Raw genomic sequence first — 17,598 nt, 5'->3', positions numbered from 1 at the left:
CAGGCACCTCGGTCACTGTCGTCCGGGCATCCACCGACCGCTTCAGCCCGGGAGAATCGACGGGATTCGGGCTGGAACTTCCAAGGCTTGGCAATTGGTCGCTTGGTAAGGGAACGGCAAAATGGTCCCGGTCGTTCACGAGGCATGACAGCTATGACCCCCGGCTCGAACATCCCTCTCTCCGCCGCGCGCGTGACGGTGGACGTCGCCGCCCCGGTGCGGCTCGACGTATCGGGCCTGCTGCTCACGGGCGACGGCAAGGTGCGCTCCGACGACGACTTCATCTTCTACAACCAGCCGACGGGCCCCGGCGTGACCTACCGCTCCGGCGGCGGTACGGCACCCGACGCGATCACCGTCGACACCGGCGCCGTCCCGCCGGGCATCGAGAAGATCGTCGTCACCGCCAGCCCGGACGCGGCCGGCCAGAGCTTCCAGGGCATCGAGCCCACGGCCACGATCCGCGACGCGGACGACAACAGCGTGCTGGGCACGTTCACTCCCCCGCAGCTCGGCGCCGAGACGGCCCTGGTGGTCGTCGAGATCTACCTGCGCAACGGCGTCTGGAAGGCCCGCGCGGTCGGCCAGGGATACGCGAACGGCCTGGCGGGCATCGCGGCGGACTTCGGCGTCTCGGTCGAGGAGCCGGCCCCGGCTCCGACGCCGGTGGCCCCGCCCGCGCCGGTGGCCGCCGCGGCTCCCCCGACTCCCCCGCCGCCGCCCGCCGCACCCCCGCTCGGCGCCGGAAAGATCAACCTCGACAAGGGCCGCGTCAGCCTCCAGAAGAACCAGACGGTGTCCCTGGTCAAGGGCGGCCGTCCGCTCCTCTCCCAGGTCAAGATGGGCCTCGGCTGGGAGCCCGCGTTCCGCGGCAAGGACATCGACCTGGACGCCTCGGTCATCGCCTACGGCCCTCAGCGCAACCACATCGACAGCTGCTACTTCGGCAAGCTGTCGATCCTGAACGGCGCGATCAAGCACTCCGGCGACAACCTCACCGGCGAGGGCGGCGGTGACGACGAGGTGATCGTCGTCGACCTCGGCCGCATCCCCCAGGAGGTCACCGGCCTGGTCTTCACCGTCAACTCCTTCTCCGGCCAGAAGTTCACCGAGGTCGCCAAGGCCTACTGCCGCCTCCTGGACGCCGCGACCGGCGAGGAACTGGTCCGCTTCGACCTCACCAACGCCGAGGCACAGACCGGGGTGATGATGGCCAAACTCGTCAAGCAGTTCTCCGGCGAGTGGGACATGACCGCGATGGGCGACTTCGTGAAGTCCCGCACGGTACGCGGCATGGTGAAGCCCGCCGCCCAAGCACTGTAACCACCCCGAACACAGCCCTACGACCGCTGCGGGCGCCCCTGAGCGAGGGGCGCCCGGCGTTCACTCCCCGTGGGCGGACGACCCCTCGCTGGACGGCCGCAAGCCGTCGGTCAGCAGCGACAGGTACCGGCGGATGTGCTTTCCCTGCCCGTTCGCCAGCTCCGAGGCTGTGGACACCCCGTGGGCCAGCCGCAGGACCTCGATCGGCTCGATGTCCTGACGCAGGGTCCCCTCCCGCTGCGCCGCCTCGACCAGCCGCTGTGCCGCGCCCTTCATGGAGGTGGCGCAGGCCGTGAGCGCGACCTGGCTGCCGTCCGTGACGGCCGAGCCCAGCAGGGTCTTCATCCCCCGCACCTGGATCGTGCCGACACAGACCTCGTACAGCCACTCGGCCAGCGCCTCGCCCGGCGGGAGTTCCTTCGCGAGCTCGTCGGCGCGGGCTCCGAGCGCCTCGATCCGTTCGACGTAGGCCGCCTCCAGCAGCGCCTGCCGGGTCGGGAAGTGCCGGTACAGCGTGCCCGACCCGACGCCCGCGCGCTTGGCGATGTCGTCGAGGGACGCGTTCTCCCCATGCTCGGCGAAAGCCTCCGCCGCCACCTTCAGCAGTCGCTCGTAGTTGCGCCGGGCGTCCGCGCGCATGGGCCTGACCTGCGCCATCCAGATACTCCTTGCGAACCGGGGACCGTCTCCGTATCTTACCGAGTACTAAACGGAGACAGTCCCCGCTTATCGATGTGTTCGTGACGGACAGTCCGTGCTGCCCGCACGCCGCTCAGCCGGGGACGCCAGACCGGGAGAACTCCATGTCCACCCCGTCCGCACCGTCCACCACCGATCCTCTCTCCGCACCACCCGGGCCCGCCAGGCTCGGCGCCGTCCTCTTCGTCATCGTGACCGCCTATCTGATGGTCGGCGTCGACTCCACCGTCGTCAACGTGGCGCTGCCCGCCATCCAGAAGGACCTCGACTTCAGCCCCACCGGCCTGTCCTGGGTGCTCAACGCCTACACGCTCGCCTTCGGCGGGCTGCTCCTGCTGGGCGGCCGGGTCGGCGACATCGTCGGCCGCCGCCGTACGCTCACGATCGGCGTCCTGCTCTTCGCCTCGTCCTCCCTGCTCGGCGGACTGGCCACCGACAGTGCCTGGTTGCTCGCGGCCCGCGCGCTCCAGGGCGTGGGCGCCGCGCTCGTCGCGCCCAACACCCTCGCCCTGCTCACCACCAACTTCCCGGAGGGCCCGCGCCGGCACCACGCGCTCGGGATCTACACCTCCATGGCCGGCATCGGCGCCTCGATAGGCCTGGTCCTCGGCGGCATGCTCACCTCCTGGGCGTCCTGGCGCTGGTCCCTGCTGATCAACGTGCCGATCGGCATCGCGGTCGCCCTCGCCCTCCCCCGCTTCGTCGCCGAAACCCCGCGCCACGCGGGCCGGTTCGACGCGGCGGGCGCCCTCACCGGCACCGCCGGAATGACCTCCCTGGTGTACGCGTTCATCCGGGTCTCCTCGGACGGATGGAGCGATATCCAGGCGCAGTTGGGGTTCAGCGCGGCGGCTGCCCTGCTCGTGGGCTTCACCCTGGTCGAGTCCCGCGCCGACCAACCGATCATGCCGCTGCACCTGTTCGCGAGCCGCGACCGCGCGGGCGGTTACGTGGGCGTCCTGTTGCTGCCTGCGGGCATGTTCGGCGCGTTCTACTTCCTCACCCTGATCAGCCAACGGGTCCTGGACTACAGCCCGTTGCGCGCGGGCTTCGCCTTCCTGCCGATGACCCTGGCGCTGTTCACGGTCGTACGTTTCGTACCGCGCCTGCTCGCCCGCCTCGGCGCGAAACCGATCCTGCTCACCGGTATGGCCCTGCTCGTCACCGCGGCCGTGTGGCTGTGGCAACTCCGCCCGGGTGACGGCTACTTGACCGGCCTTCTCGGCCCGCTGCTGCTGATGGGTGCGGGCGTCGGCCTCAGTTTCATGCCCCTCAACGCGACGATCCTCGCGGGCATCGCACCCCGCGAGGCGGGCGCCGCGTCGGGCCTCCTGCAGACCCTGCAGTGGCTGGGCGGCACCCTCGGCCTGTCCGTCCTGGTCACGGTCTTCGGTACGGCGACCCGGCACGCGACCGGATCGCCGTCCGACATCCTCGTGCACGGCGCGGCCCGCGCGTTCGGCGTCGGCGCGCTGATCGCCCTGACCGCGCTGCTGGTGTCGGCGTTCGTGATCACAGGGAGGAAGACCGAGGGAGCCTAGGACAGGGAATCCAGGACCGGGGGTCTGAACAGCGGGTCTAGAACAGCGCGCTGTACGCGTTCAGGGCGGGCTGTCCGCCGAGGTGGGCGTAGAGCACGGTGGAGTCCCGGCCGATCTCCCCGCGTGCCACGAGGTCGATCATCCCGGCCATCGACTTGCCCTCGTACACGGGGTCGGTGACCATCCCCTCGGTGCGGGCGGCGAGGCGCATCGCTTCGAGGGTGGTCTCGTCGGGGATGCCGTAGACGCCGGCGTGGTAGCGGTCGTCCAGTTCGACGTCGTCGACAGTCAACTCCCGCTTGACACCGATGAGTTGACCGGTCCGCTGGGCGATACGGGCCACCTGCTCGCGGGTCTCGGCGGGCTTGGCCGACGCGTCGATGCCGAGCACGCGGCGCTCGCGCCCGCCCGCCTCCTCGATCGCCCGGAACCCGGCGACCATGCCGGCCTGGGTGGAACCGGTCACCGAGCACACCACCACGGTGTCGAAGAAGACGCCCGACTCCCGTTCCTGCTCGGCGACTTCATGGGCCCAGTTGGCGAACCCGAGGCCGCCGAGCGGGTGGTCGGAGGCACCGGCCGGGATGGCGTACGGCTTGCCGCCCGACTCCTCGACCTCCCTCAACGCCTGCTCCCAGCTCTCCTTGAAGCCGATGCCGAACCCGGCCTTCACCAGCCGTACGTCCGCTCCGGCGAGCCGGCTGATCAGGATGTTGCCGACCTTGTCGTAGACGGAGTCGGGCCACTCCACCCAGCTCTCCTGGATCAGCACGCACTTGAGCCCCGCGCGGGCGGCACAGGCGGCGACCTGGCGGGTGTGGTTGGACTGCACACCGCCGATCGAGACGAGGGTGTCGCAGCCCTTCGCGAGGGCGTCGGCGACGAGGTACTCCAGCTTGCGGGTCTTGTTCCCGCCGTACGCCACACCGGAGTTGCAGTCCTCCCGCTTGGCCCACAGGGCGGCACCGCCGAGGTGCGCGGTGAGGCGCTCCAGCGGGTGGACGGGCGAGGGGCCGAAGAGGAGGGGGTAACGGTCGTACGAGGAAAGGGACATGGGATCTCCAGGGTCAGTCGGCGTCGGCCAGGTCTGCGAGGGTGTGCCAGATGTCGGCCGTGACGCGGACCGCACCGTCCGTGTCACCTTCGGCGCAGGCCTCGATCAGCCGCTCGTGCAGTCCGGCCGAGCGGCACGAACCGCCCTCACCGAAGCGTCGTCGCTCCAGTCGGCGGATGAGCGGGGTGTAACGGGCGACAGTGGCGGCGGCGGCGCGATTGCCGCTCACCCGCACCGGTACGTCGTGGAGTTCGTCGTCGGCACGTAGGGCCGCGTCCACGTCACCGGCGGCCACCGCGGCGGCGAACCGGTCGTTGGCCGCGCGCATCACGTCGATGTCCGTGTCCCGCAAGAGGGGTATGGCGACCCGGGTCACCAACTCGTGCATGGCTCCGACCACGGCGGCGGCATCCCGCACCTCGGCGGCCACGACCGGCGTCACCCGGGTGTAGCTCTGCGGCTTGCTCTCCAGCAGCCCCTCCTCCACCAGCCGCGAGAACGCCTCCCGCACCGGTGCGCGCGACAACCCGAGCCGCTCGGCGAGATCGGCGTCCCGCACCACCGCCCCGGGCTCGATCTCGCCGGCCACGATGGCGTCCCGGATGGAGGCGTAGGCGTGGTCGCGGAGGAGGGTGCGCGGGACGGGCCGTAGGGCGTTCATGAACTGAAATGTTAGATGTCAATCTCCCGTCGGACAAGGGTGTGACCCGCACCCGTGTGGGGGTGCGGGTCACACGTCACACGTCAGGCGGCCCAGGGCCAGTCCGCGTCCCGGTACCCGGCGAGGTTCCGGGTGCAGACCGGCACATGGGCCGGGACCTGCTCGGTCGGGTCGCCGTAGTGGCTGTACGCGGCCTGCTCGTCGGTGATGATCAGGACCCGGTCCTGGCCCCGGTAGTGCGAGCGGACCGCCGAGGTGGTGTCGGTACCGCCCAGGTCGCCGAAGCGGCCGAGGACCTTGAGCACCGACTCGCCCGCGCCGAAGTCCAGGCGCTTGCTCGTGGTACCGAACTCGACGAGGTCCGCGTCCGCCGCCCGCAGCGCGAGCGCCGTGCCGAAGATCGCCGCCGCGTCGGCCCGGTTGAGCTCCGAGCGGTCGGACAGCCGCGAGAAGAAGTAACCGCCGCCTTCGCACCGGGAGGCGCGTGCTGTCGTGATCTCAGAGCAGGAGGCACAGCCGATGGTGGGCGAACGAATTGACTAGCCGCGCTTCTGCCGCTTCCAAGGCCCCGTGATCGCCAACATGATCCCCGGGGTCTGGATGTTCGCGTACAGGGTGCGACCGTCCGGCGAGAAGGTCACCCCGGTGAACTCGCTGTACTCCGGCTTCTCTGCGGTGCCGATGTTGAGTTCGTTGCGGGCGATCGGGTAGGTGCGGCCGGAGTCGGTCGCGCCGAACAGGTGCTGGACGCCCTCGCCGTCCTCGGCGATGACGAGGCCGCCGTAGGGGGAGACGGTGATGTTGTCGGGGCCGTCGAACGCACCGTCCACGGACGGGGCGGGGTTGACGCCGAGGAGGACCTTGAGAGTGAGGGTGCGGCGCTTGGGGTCGTAGAACCAGACGGCGCCGTCGTGCTGGACGGGGCTCTCCGTGCGGGCGAAGGAGGAGACGATGTACGTGCCGCCGTCGCCCCACCACATGCCCTCCAGCTTGCGGGCGCGGGTGACCTGGCCCGCGGTGAACTGCTTGCGGACGGAGGTCGACCTGGCGTCGCGGTCGGGGACGTCCACCCAGTCCACGCCGTACACCGTGCCGATCTTCGTGGCGCGGGAGAGGTCGTCGACGAACTGGCCGCCGGAGTCGAAGCACTTGAAGGCCTGGAGGACGCCCGCGTCGTCGGCCAGGGTGCGGAGCCTGCCGCGGCCGTGGTGGAAGTGCTCGGGCGGGGTCCAGCGGTAGAGGAGGCCGTTGGGGTTCGACGCGTCCTCGGTCAGGTAGAGGTGGCCGCGCTTGGGGTCGACGACGACGGCCTCGTGGGCGTAGCGGCCAAGTGCCTTGATCGGCTTGGGGTTTCGGTTGGCGCGGCGGTCGACCGGGTCCACCTCGAAGACGTAGCCGTGGTCCTTGGTGAAGCCGTTGGTGCCGGCCTTGTCCTCGGTCTCCTCGCAGGTGAGCCAGGTGCCCCAAGGGGTGTTGCCGCCCGCGCAGTTGGTGGCGGTGCCGGCGATGCCGACCCACTCGGCGACGTGGTCGCGGCGGACCTCGACGACCGTGCAGCCGCCGGCCGCGGCGGGGTCGTAGACGAGGCCCTCGGTGAGCGGGACGGGGTGGGGCCAGTTGGCGCGGGGGCCGGCCAGCTCGTGGTTGTTGACGAGGAGGGTGGCGCCGCGCGGGCCGTCGAAGGTGGATGTGCCGTCGTGGTTGGAGGGGGTGAACTCCCCTGACTCCAGCCGGGTCTTGCCGCTGTAGGTGATGACGCGGTACTTGAAGCCGGCGGGGAGGGCGAGGAGGCCGTCCGGGTCGGCGATCAGCGGGCCGTAGCCGACGCCGACGTGACCGGGTCCGTGTCCGTATTCGGCCGCCGACTCCTCGGTGTCGGTGGACGCGAGGGCGTTCGGCGCGGTGGCGAGAGCGCCGACGCTGCCCGCCAGGGCGACCCCGGCACCGGTGATCGCGGATTTCGCGGTGAAGTCTCTGCGGGTGAGCGACATGGTGTCTCCTGTGACGGTGGGTGTGCCGTGGAGAGTGGCGGACCTCGGTCGGCGCCACGCTTCCGCCCATGTCTGAACGGGAGTTGAACGCGGGGCGACATCACCTGCCTCTCTTCCATGAATCCGTATGCACTCCCCCACGGGACCCAAAAGTCCTCCGCATCGGAGGACTTGCCCGGCCGGCACTTCGGAAGCAAGGCCAAAAGGAGTAGATCGGATGGAAAGTACGGATCGGGGCGAAACCCGTGATTCATTTCAGATTGCCTGGACTCTGCCTGCCACCTGGCCACAGACCTGAAGTGCCCACCGCGGAGGGCCGGTTCACGCAGCCGGCCCGTGTGAGCGGGAAGTGCCCCCTGAACGGCCCTTTCGAGAGGCGCGATCGCCGCAGCCCATAAGGGACCAAGAGCCGTAATCCGATGAGGTGATCTGGCGTGAGCCGGCCCGAGATGATGCGAGGACCGACTGGCGGCCGGCCGAGTGACAGCTCCCGCCGGCCTACCGGGGTACGTACGGCTTCAACGGGGACACCTCGTCGTTCAAGCACACGACGAGCCACCACTGCTGAGGCGGTGAACGGTCGGGGTGTGGGGAGTCCGGCGGCCCCGCACCCCGGCTTTCCGCGTCAACTCCCTTGCTGGGAACGCGCCTTGAAGGCCGCCTTCCGTGCTTCCTTCGCGATCCGCTTGTCGGGGTGGAGCCGTCCCATCGCCTCCAGGACGTCCGCGGTCGCCGGGTGGTCCACCCGCCAGGCCGCCGCGAAGAACCCGTTGTGCTGCTGGGCCAGTCCCTCGACCAGGGCCTGCAACTCCTCGGAGTTGCCCTCGGCGGCCAGTTGGGCGGCCACGGTGTCGACGGTGAGCCAGAACACCAGTTCCTCGGAGGGTGCGGGGACGTCGCTCGCGCCCTGTTCGCTCAGCCAGACGCGGGCGAGTCCGCCCAGTTCGGGGTCGTCGAGCACCTCGCGCAGCGCGGGCTCGGCCTCCTCACCGACGAGGGAGAGCGCCTGCTGACAGAGCAGCCGCCGTAGCGGTGCGCCCGTGTCGCTGCCACGGGCCGCCGCCAGCAACTCCCGTGCTGCGGCGAGGGGTTCACGGCCGGCCAGCCACTGCTCGGTCTCGGCCCGCGCGGCCCCCTGCGGGAAGCTGGACGTCCCGTCGAGCAGCGCGTCCGCGCCCTTGTCCGCGAGATCTCCTACGGCGGGGGCGGCGAAGCCGGCCTCCAGGAGGCGGGCCCGCAGGCCGTAGAGGCCGAGCGGGGTGAGCCGCACCATGCCGTAGCGGGAGACGTCGGTCTCGTCGACAGGTGTCGCGGGTTCGTCGGCGGGTTCGTCGAGGTCGGTCATCAGGGCCTCGTCGACGGGCTGGTACTCGACGATCCCGACCGGTTCGAGGAGCCGGAACTGGTCGTCGAGGCGCATCATCGCGTCGGAGACCTGTTCCAGTACGTCGTTGGTGGGCTCCCCCATGTCGCTGGGCACGATCATCGAGGCGGCCAGCGCGGGCAGCGGGACGGGGCCGTCGCCGGGGCCGTCCTCGTTGACGGTCAGCAGATAGAGGTTGGCGAGGACGCCGTCGAGGAACTCGGCCTCCGCCTCGGGATCCCAGTCGAGTGACGAGAAATCGACCTCGCCGCCCTCGTCCACGGCGTCGACAAGACCGTCCAGATCGGGCACGCTCGCGTCCGCGAGGAGGGTGTCGAGGGCGCCGAGCCAGACCGCGAGGACGTCGTTCGGCGAGCCGGAGGTGAGCAGCGCCAGCTCCTCGCCCGCCGCCACGGTGCCCTCCTCCTCGTCGACGACCTCGACGAGCCCGGTGTCCACGGCGACCCGCCAGGCCTCGCTCGCGTCGGCCGCGGCGTCGTCACCGGTCAGCCCGAGCAGTTCGGCCGCGGCGGGCAGTTGCTCGTCGACGAGGCCCCCACCGGCGTCGACGCGGGTGCCGGGTCCCGCCCAGCGGGCCAGCCGCGCGGCCCGGGCGAGCAGGGGGGTGGACAGCGCGTCGCGCGCCAGCTCCGCTTCGGAGTGCAGCCGCACCGGCGGCAGGGGGGAGCTGTCTGACATCGGCGGGTTCTCCTAGGGCGCCTCGATGGCCGTACGACGGCCGTACACGACACACGACTCAGCCGCTCAGCCTAGACGGATTTCGACCCATGCCGCCCGGTTCATGTGCTGGCCACCCGGCGTACATGGCTGAAACCTTGACAACTGGGCGGCCCAGGAACGAGATTGACGCGCGTAGAAATGTCATGGACACACGTCTTCGGTATCTTCTACGCGCGTCGCTACCGCCCCACCGGTCGCGGCTCCCACCGCCGCTGTACCCGCTCCACCCACTCTCGTCCCGGCACTCATGCATGTCCCCGGAGGGATCCCGTTGCCGAGCAAGACCTCCGCGCGTCTCGCCGCGCTCACCGTCGCCGCCGCCTGTTCCGTGGCGTCCACGATCGTTCTCACCTCGCCCGCGCACGCCGACGGCGTCCGCATCCACGACATCCAGGGCACGACCCGGGTGTCCCCGTACGCCGGCCAGAAGGTCGCGGACGTACCGGGCGTCGTCACGGGCATACGCACGTACGGCTCGTCCAAGGGCTTCTGGTTCCAGGACACGACCCCGGACGACAACCCGGCCACCAGTGAGGGCGTGTTCGTCTTCACCGGCTCGGCCCCGAAGGTCGCCGTCGGCGACGCGGTCACCGTCTCCGGCACGGTCTCCGAGTACGTCCCGGGCGGTGCCTCCACGGGCAACCAGTCGCTGACCGAGATCACCAAGCCGACGGTCACCGTCGTCTCCAGCGGCAACGCGGTACCGGCCGCCACCGTGATCGACGCCAGGTCCGTGCCGAACGAGTACACGCCGGCCGGTGACACCGCCGCGAGCGGTTCGATCAACGGGCTGACCCTGGAGCCGACGAAGTACGCCCTGGACTACTACGAGTCCCTGGAGGGCATGAACGTCCAGGTCGCCGACGCGCGCGTGGTCACCGCGACCGACCCGTACTCCGAGCTGTGGGCCACGGTGAAGCCGCACGAGAACGCCAGTCGCCGCGGCGGCACCGTCTACGGCTCCTACACCTCGCAGAACACCGGCCGCCTGCAGATCCAGTCCCTGGGCGCGACGGCGGACTTCCCCGTCGTGAACGTCGGCGACAAGCTCACCGGCACCACGTCCGGTCCGCTGGACTTCAACCAGTTCGGCGGCTACACCCTCGTCGCGAACGAGATCGGCACCGTGAAGAGCGGCGGCCTCCAGCGCGAGACGACGAAGAAGCAGTCGCGGAACGAGCTGGCGGTCGCGACGTACAACGTCGAGAACCTCGACCCGTCCGACGGCACGTTCGCCGCGCACGCCGCCGCGATCGTGAACAACCTGCAGTCCCCCGACATCGTGTCCCTGGAAGAGATCCAGGACGACAACGGTGCCACCGACGACGGCACGGTCGACGCGAGCGTCACGGTCAACAAGCTGATCGACGCGATCGTCGCGGCGGGCGGCCCGAAGTACGACTGGCGCTCGATCGACCCGGTCAACGACCAGGACGGCGGCCAGCCCGGCGGCAACATCCGCCAGGTGTTCCTGTTCAACCCGCAGCGGGTCTCCTTCACCGACCGCGCGGGCGGCGACTCCACGACGGCCGTCGGCGTCACCAAGGTGCGCGGCAAGGCCCAGCTGACCGTCTCCCCGGGCCGGATCGACCCGGCCAACGCGGCCTGGACCGCGAGCCGCAAGCCGCTCGTAGGCGAGTTCGTGTTCAAGGGCAGGACGGTCTTCGTGATCGCCAACCACCTGATCTCCAAGGGCGGCGACCAGTCCCTGACCGCGCAGTACCAGCCGGTCACCCGCAGCTCGGAGACCCAGCGCCACGCGCAGGCGACGGCGGTCAACGCCTTCGTCAACGAGATCCTCGCCACGCAGAAGAACGCGGACGTGCTCGCGCTCGGCGACATGAACGACTTCGAGTTCTCCGACACCGCGAAGATCCTCGAAGGCGACGGCGAACTCTACTCGGCGATCAAGTCCCTGCCGAGGAACGAGCGTTACACGTACGACTACCAGGGCAACCAGCAGGTCCTGGACCAGATCCTGATCAGCCCGTCGATCCGCAAGGACTGCTTCGAGTACGACAGCGTCCACATCAACTCGGAGTTCAACGACCAGATCAGCGACCACGACCCGCAGGTGCTGCGCTTCCAGCCGTAGCACCTACGGGCCCACGGGGGTGGGTGGACGGGGTCTCGCCGACTTGCACCAGGTCAGGCGAAGGCCCCGTCCAGCCAGTTCTGCCAGGCGAGTTCGTTCGCCTTGGCGTCGGCGTCCGGGGCGAAGTCGTGGACGCTGACGCCGACCGGGGCACCCCAGTGGTTGCGCCCGAAGAGACGGATCAACGCGCTGTCGGTGCGCAGTCCGATGAAGTACGGGTCGCGGAAGTCCAGTACGGCGTCCAGGAGTTGGCCCTCGGGCCCGCGGGCCTGGACCCGTGCCCCTTGCTCGGTGTCGTCCGCGAGGCCGAGGGCCCGGCCGACAACTCCGAAGGCGTCGGCGGTGGTTGAGGCATCAGGGCCGTTGAGCGTCGCGAACGCGACCGGCCGGCCCGCGAAGTGGGTGACGTACTCCCGCAGGGTGTGCAGGTAGAACGCGTTGTGCTTGCTCGCTCCGTCGTACTGGTTGTCCCAGTCGTCGGTGAAGATCCCGCTGTGCACGTACCGCACCCAGGCGCGGCGGCCGTCGTCGCGGGGTTCGATGGTCTCGTCGATCTGGTTGAGGCTCTGGGTCGGGAAGCCGACGTCCTCGCTGAGGGCGGTGAGCCGGTGCGGCGGGTCGAAGTTGGTGAGGGTGGACCCGAAGGGCCCGACACGCCTCTCCCCGTCGAACTCCATCGGCCACAGCCAGCCGCCGGTGCCGTCGGTGATGGCCTCCCACACCTCCTCCGGAGTGGCGTCGACCTCGAACTCGTAGACGATCTCGAATTCCTTGGACATGGCTGGCTCCTGAGTACTACTGGCTCTACTGGTCCAGTTCCGGGGTGGACGGTTTCTTGACCGTGGGGTGGACGGCCACGACGATCCGGTGGTCGCGGCCCTCCTCGGCGTCACCCGCGTCATACTTGCGGATGAGGGCGCTCACCCCGGCGGTCAGTTCCTGGATGAACGCGGCCCGGTCGGCGGCCGAGGCGAAACGGACCTCGCCGTCGAGCGCGTAGGTCGCCAGCCGCTTGTGGGCCTTGGTCGCCCCGGTGATCAGCGAACCGACGTCCCGCACCAGCCGGGCGCCGAGCGCCAGCAGCCAGCGCGCGGAGAGCTGGTCGCGGAACCGGTCCGGGTCCGGCTGCACGGCGGCGAGCGCGAGCGGCGAGATGACGTACGACGCGGCGGTCGCCCGCATCACCCGCTCGGTGACATTCCCCTTGCGCCGCTCCCCGGCCAGCTCGACCAGGCCGTGCCGCTCCAGCGCCTTGAGGTGGTAGTTCACCTTCTGCCGGGGCAGTCCGACCTTGCCGGCGAGCATGGTGGCGGACGCGGGTCCCGCCGCCAGCTCGGCGAGCAGCCGGGCCCTTATGGGGTCCAGCGAGACGGCGGCGGCCTCGGGGTCCTCGATCACGGTGACGTCCAGCATGCCTCCACCGTCCCACCGAACACTTTTTTTGTCCAGGGGGTTGGGGTTGTCGGCGGAAGCCGCCTCCGCGCTCAGTCGGGGACGAGGCCGAGCGCGTGGTCGTAGCGGCTGACCGTGCCGCTCTTGAGTCCCGGCCAGGTCTGGACGCGTTCCCAGAGGGCGGTGGCGGAGCCGATGCCGTCGCCGGGGGCCGCGAGGGCCTCGATGTGGGACCGGGCGCTGTCCCACTCGGCGTAGTTGAGGACGCGGGTGCCGTCGGTGGAGAGGTGGAAGTGGGCGGAGATGCCGCCGGGATGCGGGGCGGGCTCGTTCTCCAGGGCCTCGAAGACGGCGTCCACCCAGGCGCGTTGGCGGTCGGGGTCGGGCCCGTCGAACTCGATGTCGACGATCACGACGCACCCGGGGACACGGCTGTCTCCCCCTTCCGCCGGGCCGCCGCCGCTGCGGTAGTGCCGGTAGCGGCCGAGGGCGAGCCGCTCGATGCCGGGTACGGCGGTGTCGATCTCGTCGACGCGCTCCTGGCGGAGGGCCCGCAGCGAAGCCGCTGATGGATGCAGCAGGAACCTCTCGTAGGCCTGCTCGCTCGTCCACTGCGAGTAGTGCAGGAGGGTGGAGGTGTCGTGCCCGGTGTAGACGTGGTGGCCGAGGAGGTCACCGGCGGGCCACGGCCGACGCTCCCAGGCGCGGGCGACCGCCTCGACGGCCCGACGCCGGCGCAAGGGCGTACCCACGCGCCAGGTGCTGAAGACGGGGGCGCCGACGCGGGGGTCGGCGAGGTCGGGGTGGGAGTCGGTACGACGGGTCATGCGGGCCTCCGGGGTTCGGTACGGGCGCGTGTACCGACCACCCTTCAACCTCGACAGGCATTGAGGTCAAGGCCCTGCCTGTTTCTGCGCCCCGCCCCCTTCCAGATGTGCCAACCGGCTCTGGAACCAGTCGAGCCTGGCCTGCAACAGGGCGGCCTCCGCGACGAGTTCGGGCACACCGAGCCCTTCGGGCAGCCCCGGGTCGACGGTCGCGACCACCCCGTCGCTCCCCGCCACCACCCGCAGCCCGTCCCCGGCCAGCCGCGCGAACGTGGCGAGCGAGACGGACGTACGGCCGCGGACGCAGCCCGCGCACACGGCGGCCAGGGCGCGCCAACCGGGCCTGCCCCAGCCGGCGTCGGCGAGCGCGACGGCCCGCGCTCCGCAGGTACAGGGGCCGACGGTGGCGGTGCGGACGCGCTGGCGGGCGTAGCGGAAGCCGCGTTCGAAGCGGATGTAGGCGCCGAGCACGGTGATGTCGAGGAGGACCGCCGCGCGGTGCTCCTCGGTGCACAACAGGGCTTCCGCCGCCGCCCGTTCGTGCACACAGTGGAATCCGCAGTCGCACAGCCGCGCGGGTGCCCGGTGCCGTCGGCCGTACACGCAGGATGCGTCGGCCACGACTCCGTACGGCAGCGCGCCGCCCAGCGACACACCGGTGAACCCGGCCCGGGTGCCGTCCTGCGACAGCACCGGGTGGGCGATCTTGAATCCGGTCGGCGGCTCCGTCGGACGTTCCTCGGGGAGCCGCAGCCTCATCGGGCGACCGGGACCTCTTCGGACGCCTGCGCTCCCTCGAACTCCGCGGCCTGCTCGGGAAGTTCGAGTTCCTCCTCGTGGATCTGCGGCCGCTCTTCGGCGACTCCGGTGGCCAGTGCCTTGCCGAGCTTCATGACGCCTCCCGTGACCAGGGGTGGACCGACTTCCCACGTCCATGACCTTCCCGGCCATGGTGACCCATGAGGGGGCCCATTGGACATAGGGCCTTGGCGATCCGCGCGAGACGACCCATTCCGCAGCATCTCTTACCAATACAGGGTAGAAGAATTAAGTAGTTCTTCACTGTCGCCCTGCCGACACTACTCCCATGACGAACACGACCCCCTCCGCCCCGCCGCCCCCCTTCGGCCGCGCCCTGTGCGCGATGGTCACGCCCTTCACCGAGGCGGGGGCGCTCGACCTCGACGGCGCCCAGCTCCTCGCCGCCCGGCTGGTGTCGGAGGGCTGCGACGGGCTCGTACTGTCCGGGACGACCGGCGAGTCGCCGACCACGACGGACGCGGAGAAGTCCGCGCTCATCACGGCCGTCCGCGAAGCCGTCGGCGACGGTGTCCCCCTCGTCTCGGGCGTGGGCACCTTCGACACCCGGCACACCGTGGAACTCGCCCTGGAGGCCGAAAAGGCGGGCGCCGACGGGGTGTTGGTCGTCTCGCCGTACTACAGCCGACCCCCGCAGGACGCCCTGGAGGCACACTTCCGCGAGGTCGCCGACGCCTCCGGACTCCCCCTCGTGCTCTACGACATCCCGGGCCGCACCGGCACCCGTATCGAACCGGAGACCATGATCCGACTCGCCGAGCACCCCGGGATCGTCGCGGTCAAGGACTGCTCCTACGACTTCCTCGGCACCCAAAAGGTGCTGGACCGCGCCGGCTTGGCGTACTACGCGGGCTGCGACGAACACATTCTCGCGCTGTACGCGGTGGGCGCGGCGGGATACGTCAGCACGGTCGCCAACGTCGTGCCCGCCCAACTCCGGGCGATCCTCGACGCGTTCGAGGCGGGCGACACCCCCGTGTCCGCCCGCCTCCAGCAACGCGCCACGCCGCTCATCGAGTTGATGATGTCGGCGGGACTGCCCGGGACGGTCACCGCCAAGGCCCTTCTCAACTCGCTCGGCCTGCCCGGCGGTTCGGTCCGCGCACCGCTGCGGCCCGCCGGCCGCGAGGCGGTCGACGGGCTGGTGGCGGCGTACGAGGCGTTCGTGGCGGGCTGATCAGCGGCGGGCGAAGACGGGCTTCCACCGTCCGGCGCTGACGTCGGTGCCCTTGTGGAAGCCGCTCAGCGGTACCTCCTTGTCGCTGCCGATGGTGACCAGTACCAGACGCTGGTGGAACTCGCTCTTCCCCGTTCCCGCCCTCTTCCCGATGTCCCAGGCGATGAGTGTCCTGTCGTCGGCCCAGGCGAGCAGTTCCTGTCCGTGGATCTCGGTCTTCGCGCCGGTGGCGGAGTCGATGACGTAGGACGAGGTGTGCCATTTCTCGCCCGCGAAGTCACCGGCGACGAGCTTGCCGTTCGGTGACCGCCCCGCTCCGAGGAACCAGGTCAGGTACTTGTCGCCGTTCTCCGGTGCGGGGACCTCGGTGCCCGTGAGGTCGTAGAACAGCTTGCCGGTGTCCTCCGAGGGGACGCCGCCCCAGACGTACCTGCCGTCTCGGGTGAGGGTGAAGTCCTGACGGTTGTTGATCTGGCCGTTCCTACCGTCCGCCCGCCGGCCGTCGCCGACCGCGACCGGGCCCCAGGGGCCCTTGCCGGAGGCCACGTCGAGGACGTAGAAACCGGTGCGGCTCGACGGTCGTTCGATCTCCCCGACGTTCGGGTCCGCCGGTTGGAACTGCGCGTCGGGGTTGTAGGTGTAGGTCGTCGCGACCAGTTTCCGGCCGTCGGCCGAGAACGACAGACCACCGACCTTGTGGTCGACCTGGATCCACCGCTTCACCTCGCCGGTGGCCAGGTCGAGCAGGCCGATCCGGGAGGCGGGCAGGGTCCGCTCCAGGACGGCGGCGGTCTTCATGCCCGGGGCGACGGCGACGAACGACCACTTGGGCGCCTTCGCGTAGGTTCCGGTCTTCTGGTCGAGCAGCCAGTAGGTGCGCTCGGTGACGGTTTCCGTGGCCGACTTCTTCACCGTGGTCGGGATGTAGTAGGCGGCAAGTGCCGTGCTCCCGGCGGCGATCAGCTCGTGCGGCGGCGACTGGCTCGGGTGACCGCTCACCTTCTCCCGGTCCACGACACCCGACGGACGGACGTCGCCCTTCCCCGAGTCGAGCCGCGGCACGCCCACAGCGACGGCGACCACCGCAACCGCGGCGGCGACCACGGTCACCAGCCTCCGGTTACGGCGGCGCCGGCGGACGGCGAGTACCCAGTCGGCGAACCCCGGTCCCGCCGGGGGCTGTTCGGCGGCCTGCTCACGCAGCGTGTCGCGGACGAGATCGTCGACGTTCACGAACGCACCTCCACGGGCGAGTGGTCACGGGACGAGCCGCGCTCGGTGTCGGCCGGGCCCAGGACGGCCAGTTCGGGCGCGAGGACACGCAGCCGGGCCAGGGAGCGGTGGGTGGTGGACCGTACGGTGCCGACCGAACAGCCCAGCAGCCGCGCCACTTCGGCCTCCGGCAGGTCCTCGAAATAGCGCAGCACGAGCACGGTGCGCTGGCGGGCGGTGAGCCGGGACAGTGCCTCGCGCATCACGACGCGCAGTTCGGCGGCGGACGAGGCGTCCGGGGCCGCGCGGGTCTCCGGCGGTTCGGCGACGGTCAGTTCGCGTCTTCGCCACTTCAGCCGCCACCGGCTGACCTGCTGGCGGTAGAGGATCTGCCGTACATACGCCTCGGGTTCGTCGATCCGCTCCCACCGTCCGGCCGCCTTGGCCAGCGCGTTCTGCAGCAGATCCTCTCCGGCGTGCCGGTCTCCCCCGCTGAGCAGCACAGCGGTCCTCAGCAGCGCCGAGGACCTGTTGTCCACGAAGTCCCGGAAACCTTCCAGCCCTTCGGCATCCATCGTCACCTTCACTCACTTCCCCGACGGCACCCGATGCCCCGCCCCTGTGATCCCTGGGACGCGTACGGACGACGGCCGCTATGCCTGCCGGCCCGGGAAAAATTCCGCCCGCCTCGCCCAACCGCTGC

General features: G+C 70.4%; 16 protein-coding genes and 1 pseudogene. 4 read left to right on the top strand and 13 right to left on the bottom strand.

Annotation, left to right across the window (positions count from 1 at the left end; translation table 11 throughout):
• Positions 1–153: 153 nt before the first annotated feature.
• Positions 154–1,323 (top strand): TerD family protein, encoded by a 1,170-nt coding sequence (locus tag ACIQBL_RS26840; RefSeq protein ID WP_401945800.1) that lies wholly within the window; start codon positions 154–156, stop codon positions 1,321–1,323.
• Positions 1,324–1,383: 60 nt separating this feature from the next.
• Here ACIQBL_RS26840 and ACIQBL_RS26835 read toward each other — a convergent pair whose 3' ends face one another.
• Positions 1,384–1,980 (bottom strand): TetR/AcrR family transcriptional regulator, encoded by a 597-nt coding sequence (locus ACIQBL_RS26835; protein ID WP_401945546.1) that lies wholly within the window; start codon positions 1,978–1,980, stop codon positions 1,384–1,386.
• Positions 1,981–2,126: 146 nt separating this feature from the next.
• On the opposite strand from ACIQBL_RS26835, the gene ACIQBL_RS26830 reads away from it, so the two are divergent.
• Positions 2,127–3,563: an MFS transporter gene (locus ACIQBL_RS26830; protein ID WP_401945545.1), complete on the top strand. Its 1,437-nt coding sequence runs from the start codon at positions 2,127–2,129 to the stop codon at positions 3,561–3,563.
• A 37-nt stretch (positions 3,564–3,600) separates the two neighbouring features.
• On the opposite strand, the gene ACIQBL_RS26825 is transcribed toward ACIQBL_RS26830, so the two are convergent.
• From ACIQBL_RS26825 to ACIQBL_RS26805, 5 genes and pseudogenes are all read right to left on the bottom strand, one after another.
• Positions 3,601–4,617 (bottom strand): 1-aminocyclopropane-1-carboxylate deaminase, encoded by a 1,017-nt coding sequence (locus ACIQBL_RS26825; RefSeq protein WP_401945544.1) that lies wholly within the window; start codon positions 4,615–4,617, stop codon positions 3,601–3,603.
• A gap of 13 nt (positions 4,618–4,630) precedes the next feature.
• Positions 4,631–5,278 (bottom strand): GntR family transcriptional regulator, encoded by a 648-nt coding sequence (locus ACIQBL_RS26820; RefSeq protein WP_401945542.1) that lies wholly within the window; start codon positions 5,276–5,278, stop codon positions 4,631–4,633.
• Positions 5,279–5,361: 83 nt separating this feature from the next.
• Positions 5,362–5,742 (bottom strand): annotated as a pseudogene (locus ACIQBL_RS26815) (TROVE domain-containing protein); the annotation flags it as partial.
• A 75-nt stretch (positions 5,743–5,817) separates the two neighbouring features.
• Entirely contained in the window at positions 5,818–7,269 is a 1,452-nt protein-coding gene (locus ACIQBL_RS26810; RefSeq protein ID WP_401945540.1) for an alkaline phosphatase PhoX, read from the bottom strand.
• Between the two features lie 625 nt (positions 7,270–7,894).
• A complete protein-coding gene (locus ACIQBL_RS26805; protein ID WP_401945539.1) occupies positions 7,895–9,331 on the bottom strand; it encodes a hypothetical protein in 1,437 nt (478 codons plus the stop codon).
• A 313-nt stretch (positions 9,332–9,644) separates the two neighbouring features.
• Here ACIQBL_RS26805 and ACIQBL_RS26800 point away from each other — a divergent pair, with 313 nt between their 5' ends.
• Positions 9,645–11,468, top strand: coding sequence for an endonuclease/exonuclease/phosphatase family protein (locus tag ACIQBL_RS26800; protein ID WP_401945537.1), 1,824 nt, complete (start codon positions 9,645–9,647; stop codon positions 11,466–11,468).
• Between the two features lie 53 nt (positions 11,469–11,521).
• Here ACIQBL_RS26800 and ACIQBL_RS26795 read toward each other — a convergent pair whose 3' ends face one another.
• The 5 genes from ACIQBL_RS26795 to ACIQBL_RS26775 form a co-directional block, all read right to left on the bottom strand.
• Positions 11,522–12,247, bottom strand: coding sequence for an SRPBCC domain-containing protein (locus ACIQBL_RS26795; RefSeq protein WP_401945536.1), 726 nt, complete (start codon positions 12,245–12,247; stop codon positions 11,522–11,524).
• Between the two features lie 25 nt (positions 12,248–12,272).
• Complete coding sequence (locus ACIQBL_RS26790) at positions 12,273–12,881, bottom strand: ArsR/SmtB family transcription factor (protein ID WP_401945534.1); 609 nt, start codon at positions 12,879–12,881, stop codon at positions 12,273–12,275.
• A 71-nt stretch (positions 12,882–12,952) separates the two neighbouring features.
• Positions 12,953–13,687 (bottom strand): antibiotic biosynthesis monooxygenase, encoded by a 735-nt coding sequence (locus ACIQBL_RS26785; RefSeq protein ID WP_401945532.1) that lies wholly within the window; start codon positions 13,685–13,687, stop codon positions 12,953–12,955.
• A 66-nt stretch (positions 13,688–13,753) separates the two neighbouring features.
• Positions 13,754–14,446: a hypothetical protein gene (locus tag ACIQBL_RS26780; protein WP_401945530.1), complete on the bottom strand. Its 693-nt coding sequence runs from the start codon at positions 14,444–14,446 to the stop codon at positions 13,754–13,756.
• Positions 14,443–14,580: a hypothetical protein gene (locus tag ACIQBL_RS26775; protein ID WP_401945529.1), complete on the bottom strand. Its 138-nt coding sequence runs from the start codon at positions 14,578–14,580 to the stop codon at positions 14,443–14,445. Before ACIQBL_RS26775 ends, ACIQBL_RS26780 begins: the two co-directional genes overlap by 4 nt.
• A 194-nt stretch (positions 14,581–14,774) precedes the next feature.
• Between ACIQBL_RS26775 and dapA the strand changes: the two genes are divergently transcribed.
• Complete coding sequence (gene dapA, locus ACIQBL_RS26770; RefSeq protein ID WP_401945527.1) at positions 14,775–15,683, top strand: 4-hydroxy-tetrahydrodipicolinate synthase; 909 nt, start codon at positions 14,775–14,777, stop codon at positions 15,681–15,683.
• Here the strand turns inward: dapA and ACIQBL_RS26765 are convergent, their stop codons facing one another.
• Complete coding sequence (locus ACIQBL_RS26765) at positions 15,684–16,916, bottom strand: WD40 repeat domain-containing protein (RefSeq protein ID WP_401945526.1); 1,233 nt, start codon at positions 16,914–16,916, stop codon at positions 15,684–15,686.
• On the bottom strand, positions 16,913–17,470 hold the full coding sequence (locus ACIQBL_RS26760) for a SigE family RNA polymerase sigma factor (protein WP_401945798.1): 558 nt from the start codon (positions 17,468–17,470) through the stop codon (positions 16,913–16,915). The genes ACIQBL_RS26765 and ACIQBL_RS26760 overlap by 4 nt, the downstream gene beginning before the upstream one ends.
• Positions 17,471–17,598 lie beyond the last annotated feature (128 nt).

This window comes from Streptomyces sp. NPDC088350 (assembly GCF_044753545.1).
Classification (GTDB): domain Bacteria; phylum Actinomycetota; class Actinomycetes; order Streptomycetales; family Streptomycetaceae; genus Streptomyces.
Note: the sequence above shows the minus strand (reverse complement) of the source record. Positions and strands in the feature narration are given on the sequence as shown.

Coding starts and splice junctions, on each gene's coding strand:
- ACIQBL_RS26840 (WP_401945800.1), top strand. CDS start 154: ATGACCCCCGGCTCGAACATCCCTCTCTCCGCCGCGCGCGTGACGGTG.
- ACIQBL_RS26835 (WP_401945546.1), bottom strand. CDS start 1,980: ATGGCGCAGGTCAGGCCCATGCGCGCGGACGCCCGGCGCAACTACGAG.
- ACIQBL_RS26830 (WP_401945545.1), top strand. CDS start 2,127: ATGTCCACCCCGTCCGCACCGTCCACCACCGATCCTCTCTCCGCACCA.
- ACIQBL_RS26825 (WP_401945544.1), bottom strand. CDS start 4,617: ATGTCCCTTTCCTCGTACGACCGTTACCCCCTCCTCTTCGGCCCCTCG.
- ACIQBL_RS26820 (WP_401945542.1), bottom strand. CDS start 5,278: ATGAACGCCCTACGGCCCGTCCCGCGCACCCTCCTCCGCGACCACGCC.
- ACIQBL_RS26810 (WP_401945540.1), bottom strand. CDS start 7,269: ATGTCGCTCACCCGCAGAGACTTCACCGCGAAATCCGCGATCACCGGT.
- ACIQBL_RS26805 (WP_401945539.1), bottom strand. CDS start 9,331: ATGTCAGACAGCTCCCCCCTGCCGCCGGTGCGGCTGCACTCCGAAGCG.
- ACIQBL_RS26795 (WP_401945536.1), bottom strand. CDS start 12,247: ATGTCCAAGGAATTCGAGATCGTCTACGAGTTCGAGGTCGACGCCACT.
- ACIQBL_RS26790 (WP_401945534.1), bottom strand. CDS start 12,881: ATGCTGGACGTCACCGTGATCGAGGACCCCGAGGCCGCCGCCGTCTCG.
- ACIQBL_RS26785 (WP_401945532.1), bottom strand. CDS start 13,687: ATGACCCGTCGTACCGACTCCCACCCCGACCTCGCCGACCCCCGCGTC.
- ACIQBL_RS26780 (WP_401945530.1), bottom strand. CDS start 14,446: ATGAGGCTGCGGCTCCCCGAGGAACGTCCGACGGAGCCGCCGACCGGA.
- ACIQBL_RS26775 (WP_401945529.1), bottom strand. CDS start 14,580: ATGAAGCTCGGCAAGGCACTGGCCACCGGAGTCGCCGAAGAGCGGCCG.
- dapA (WP_401945527.1), top strand. CDS start 14,775: ATGACGAACACGACCCCCTCCGCCCCGCCGCCCCCCTTCGGCCGCGCC.
- ACIQBL_RS26760 (WP_401945798.1), bottom strand. CDS start 17,470: ATGGATGCCGAAGGGCTGGAAGGTTTCCGGGACTTCGTGGACAACAGG.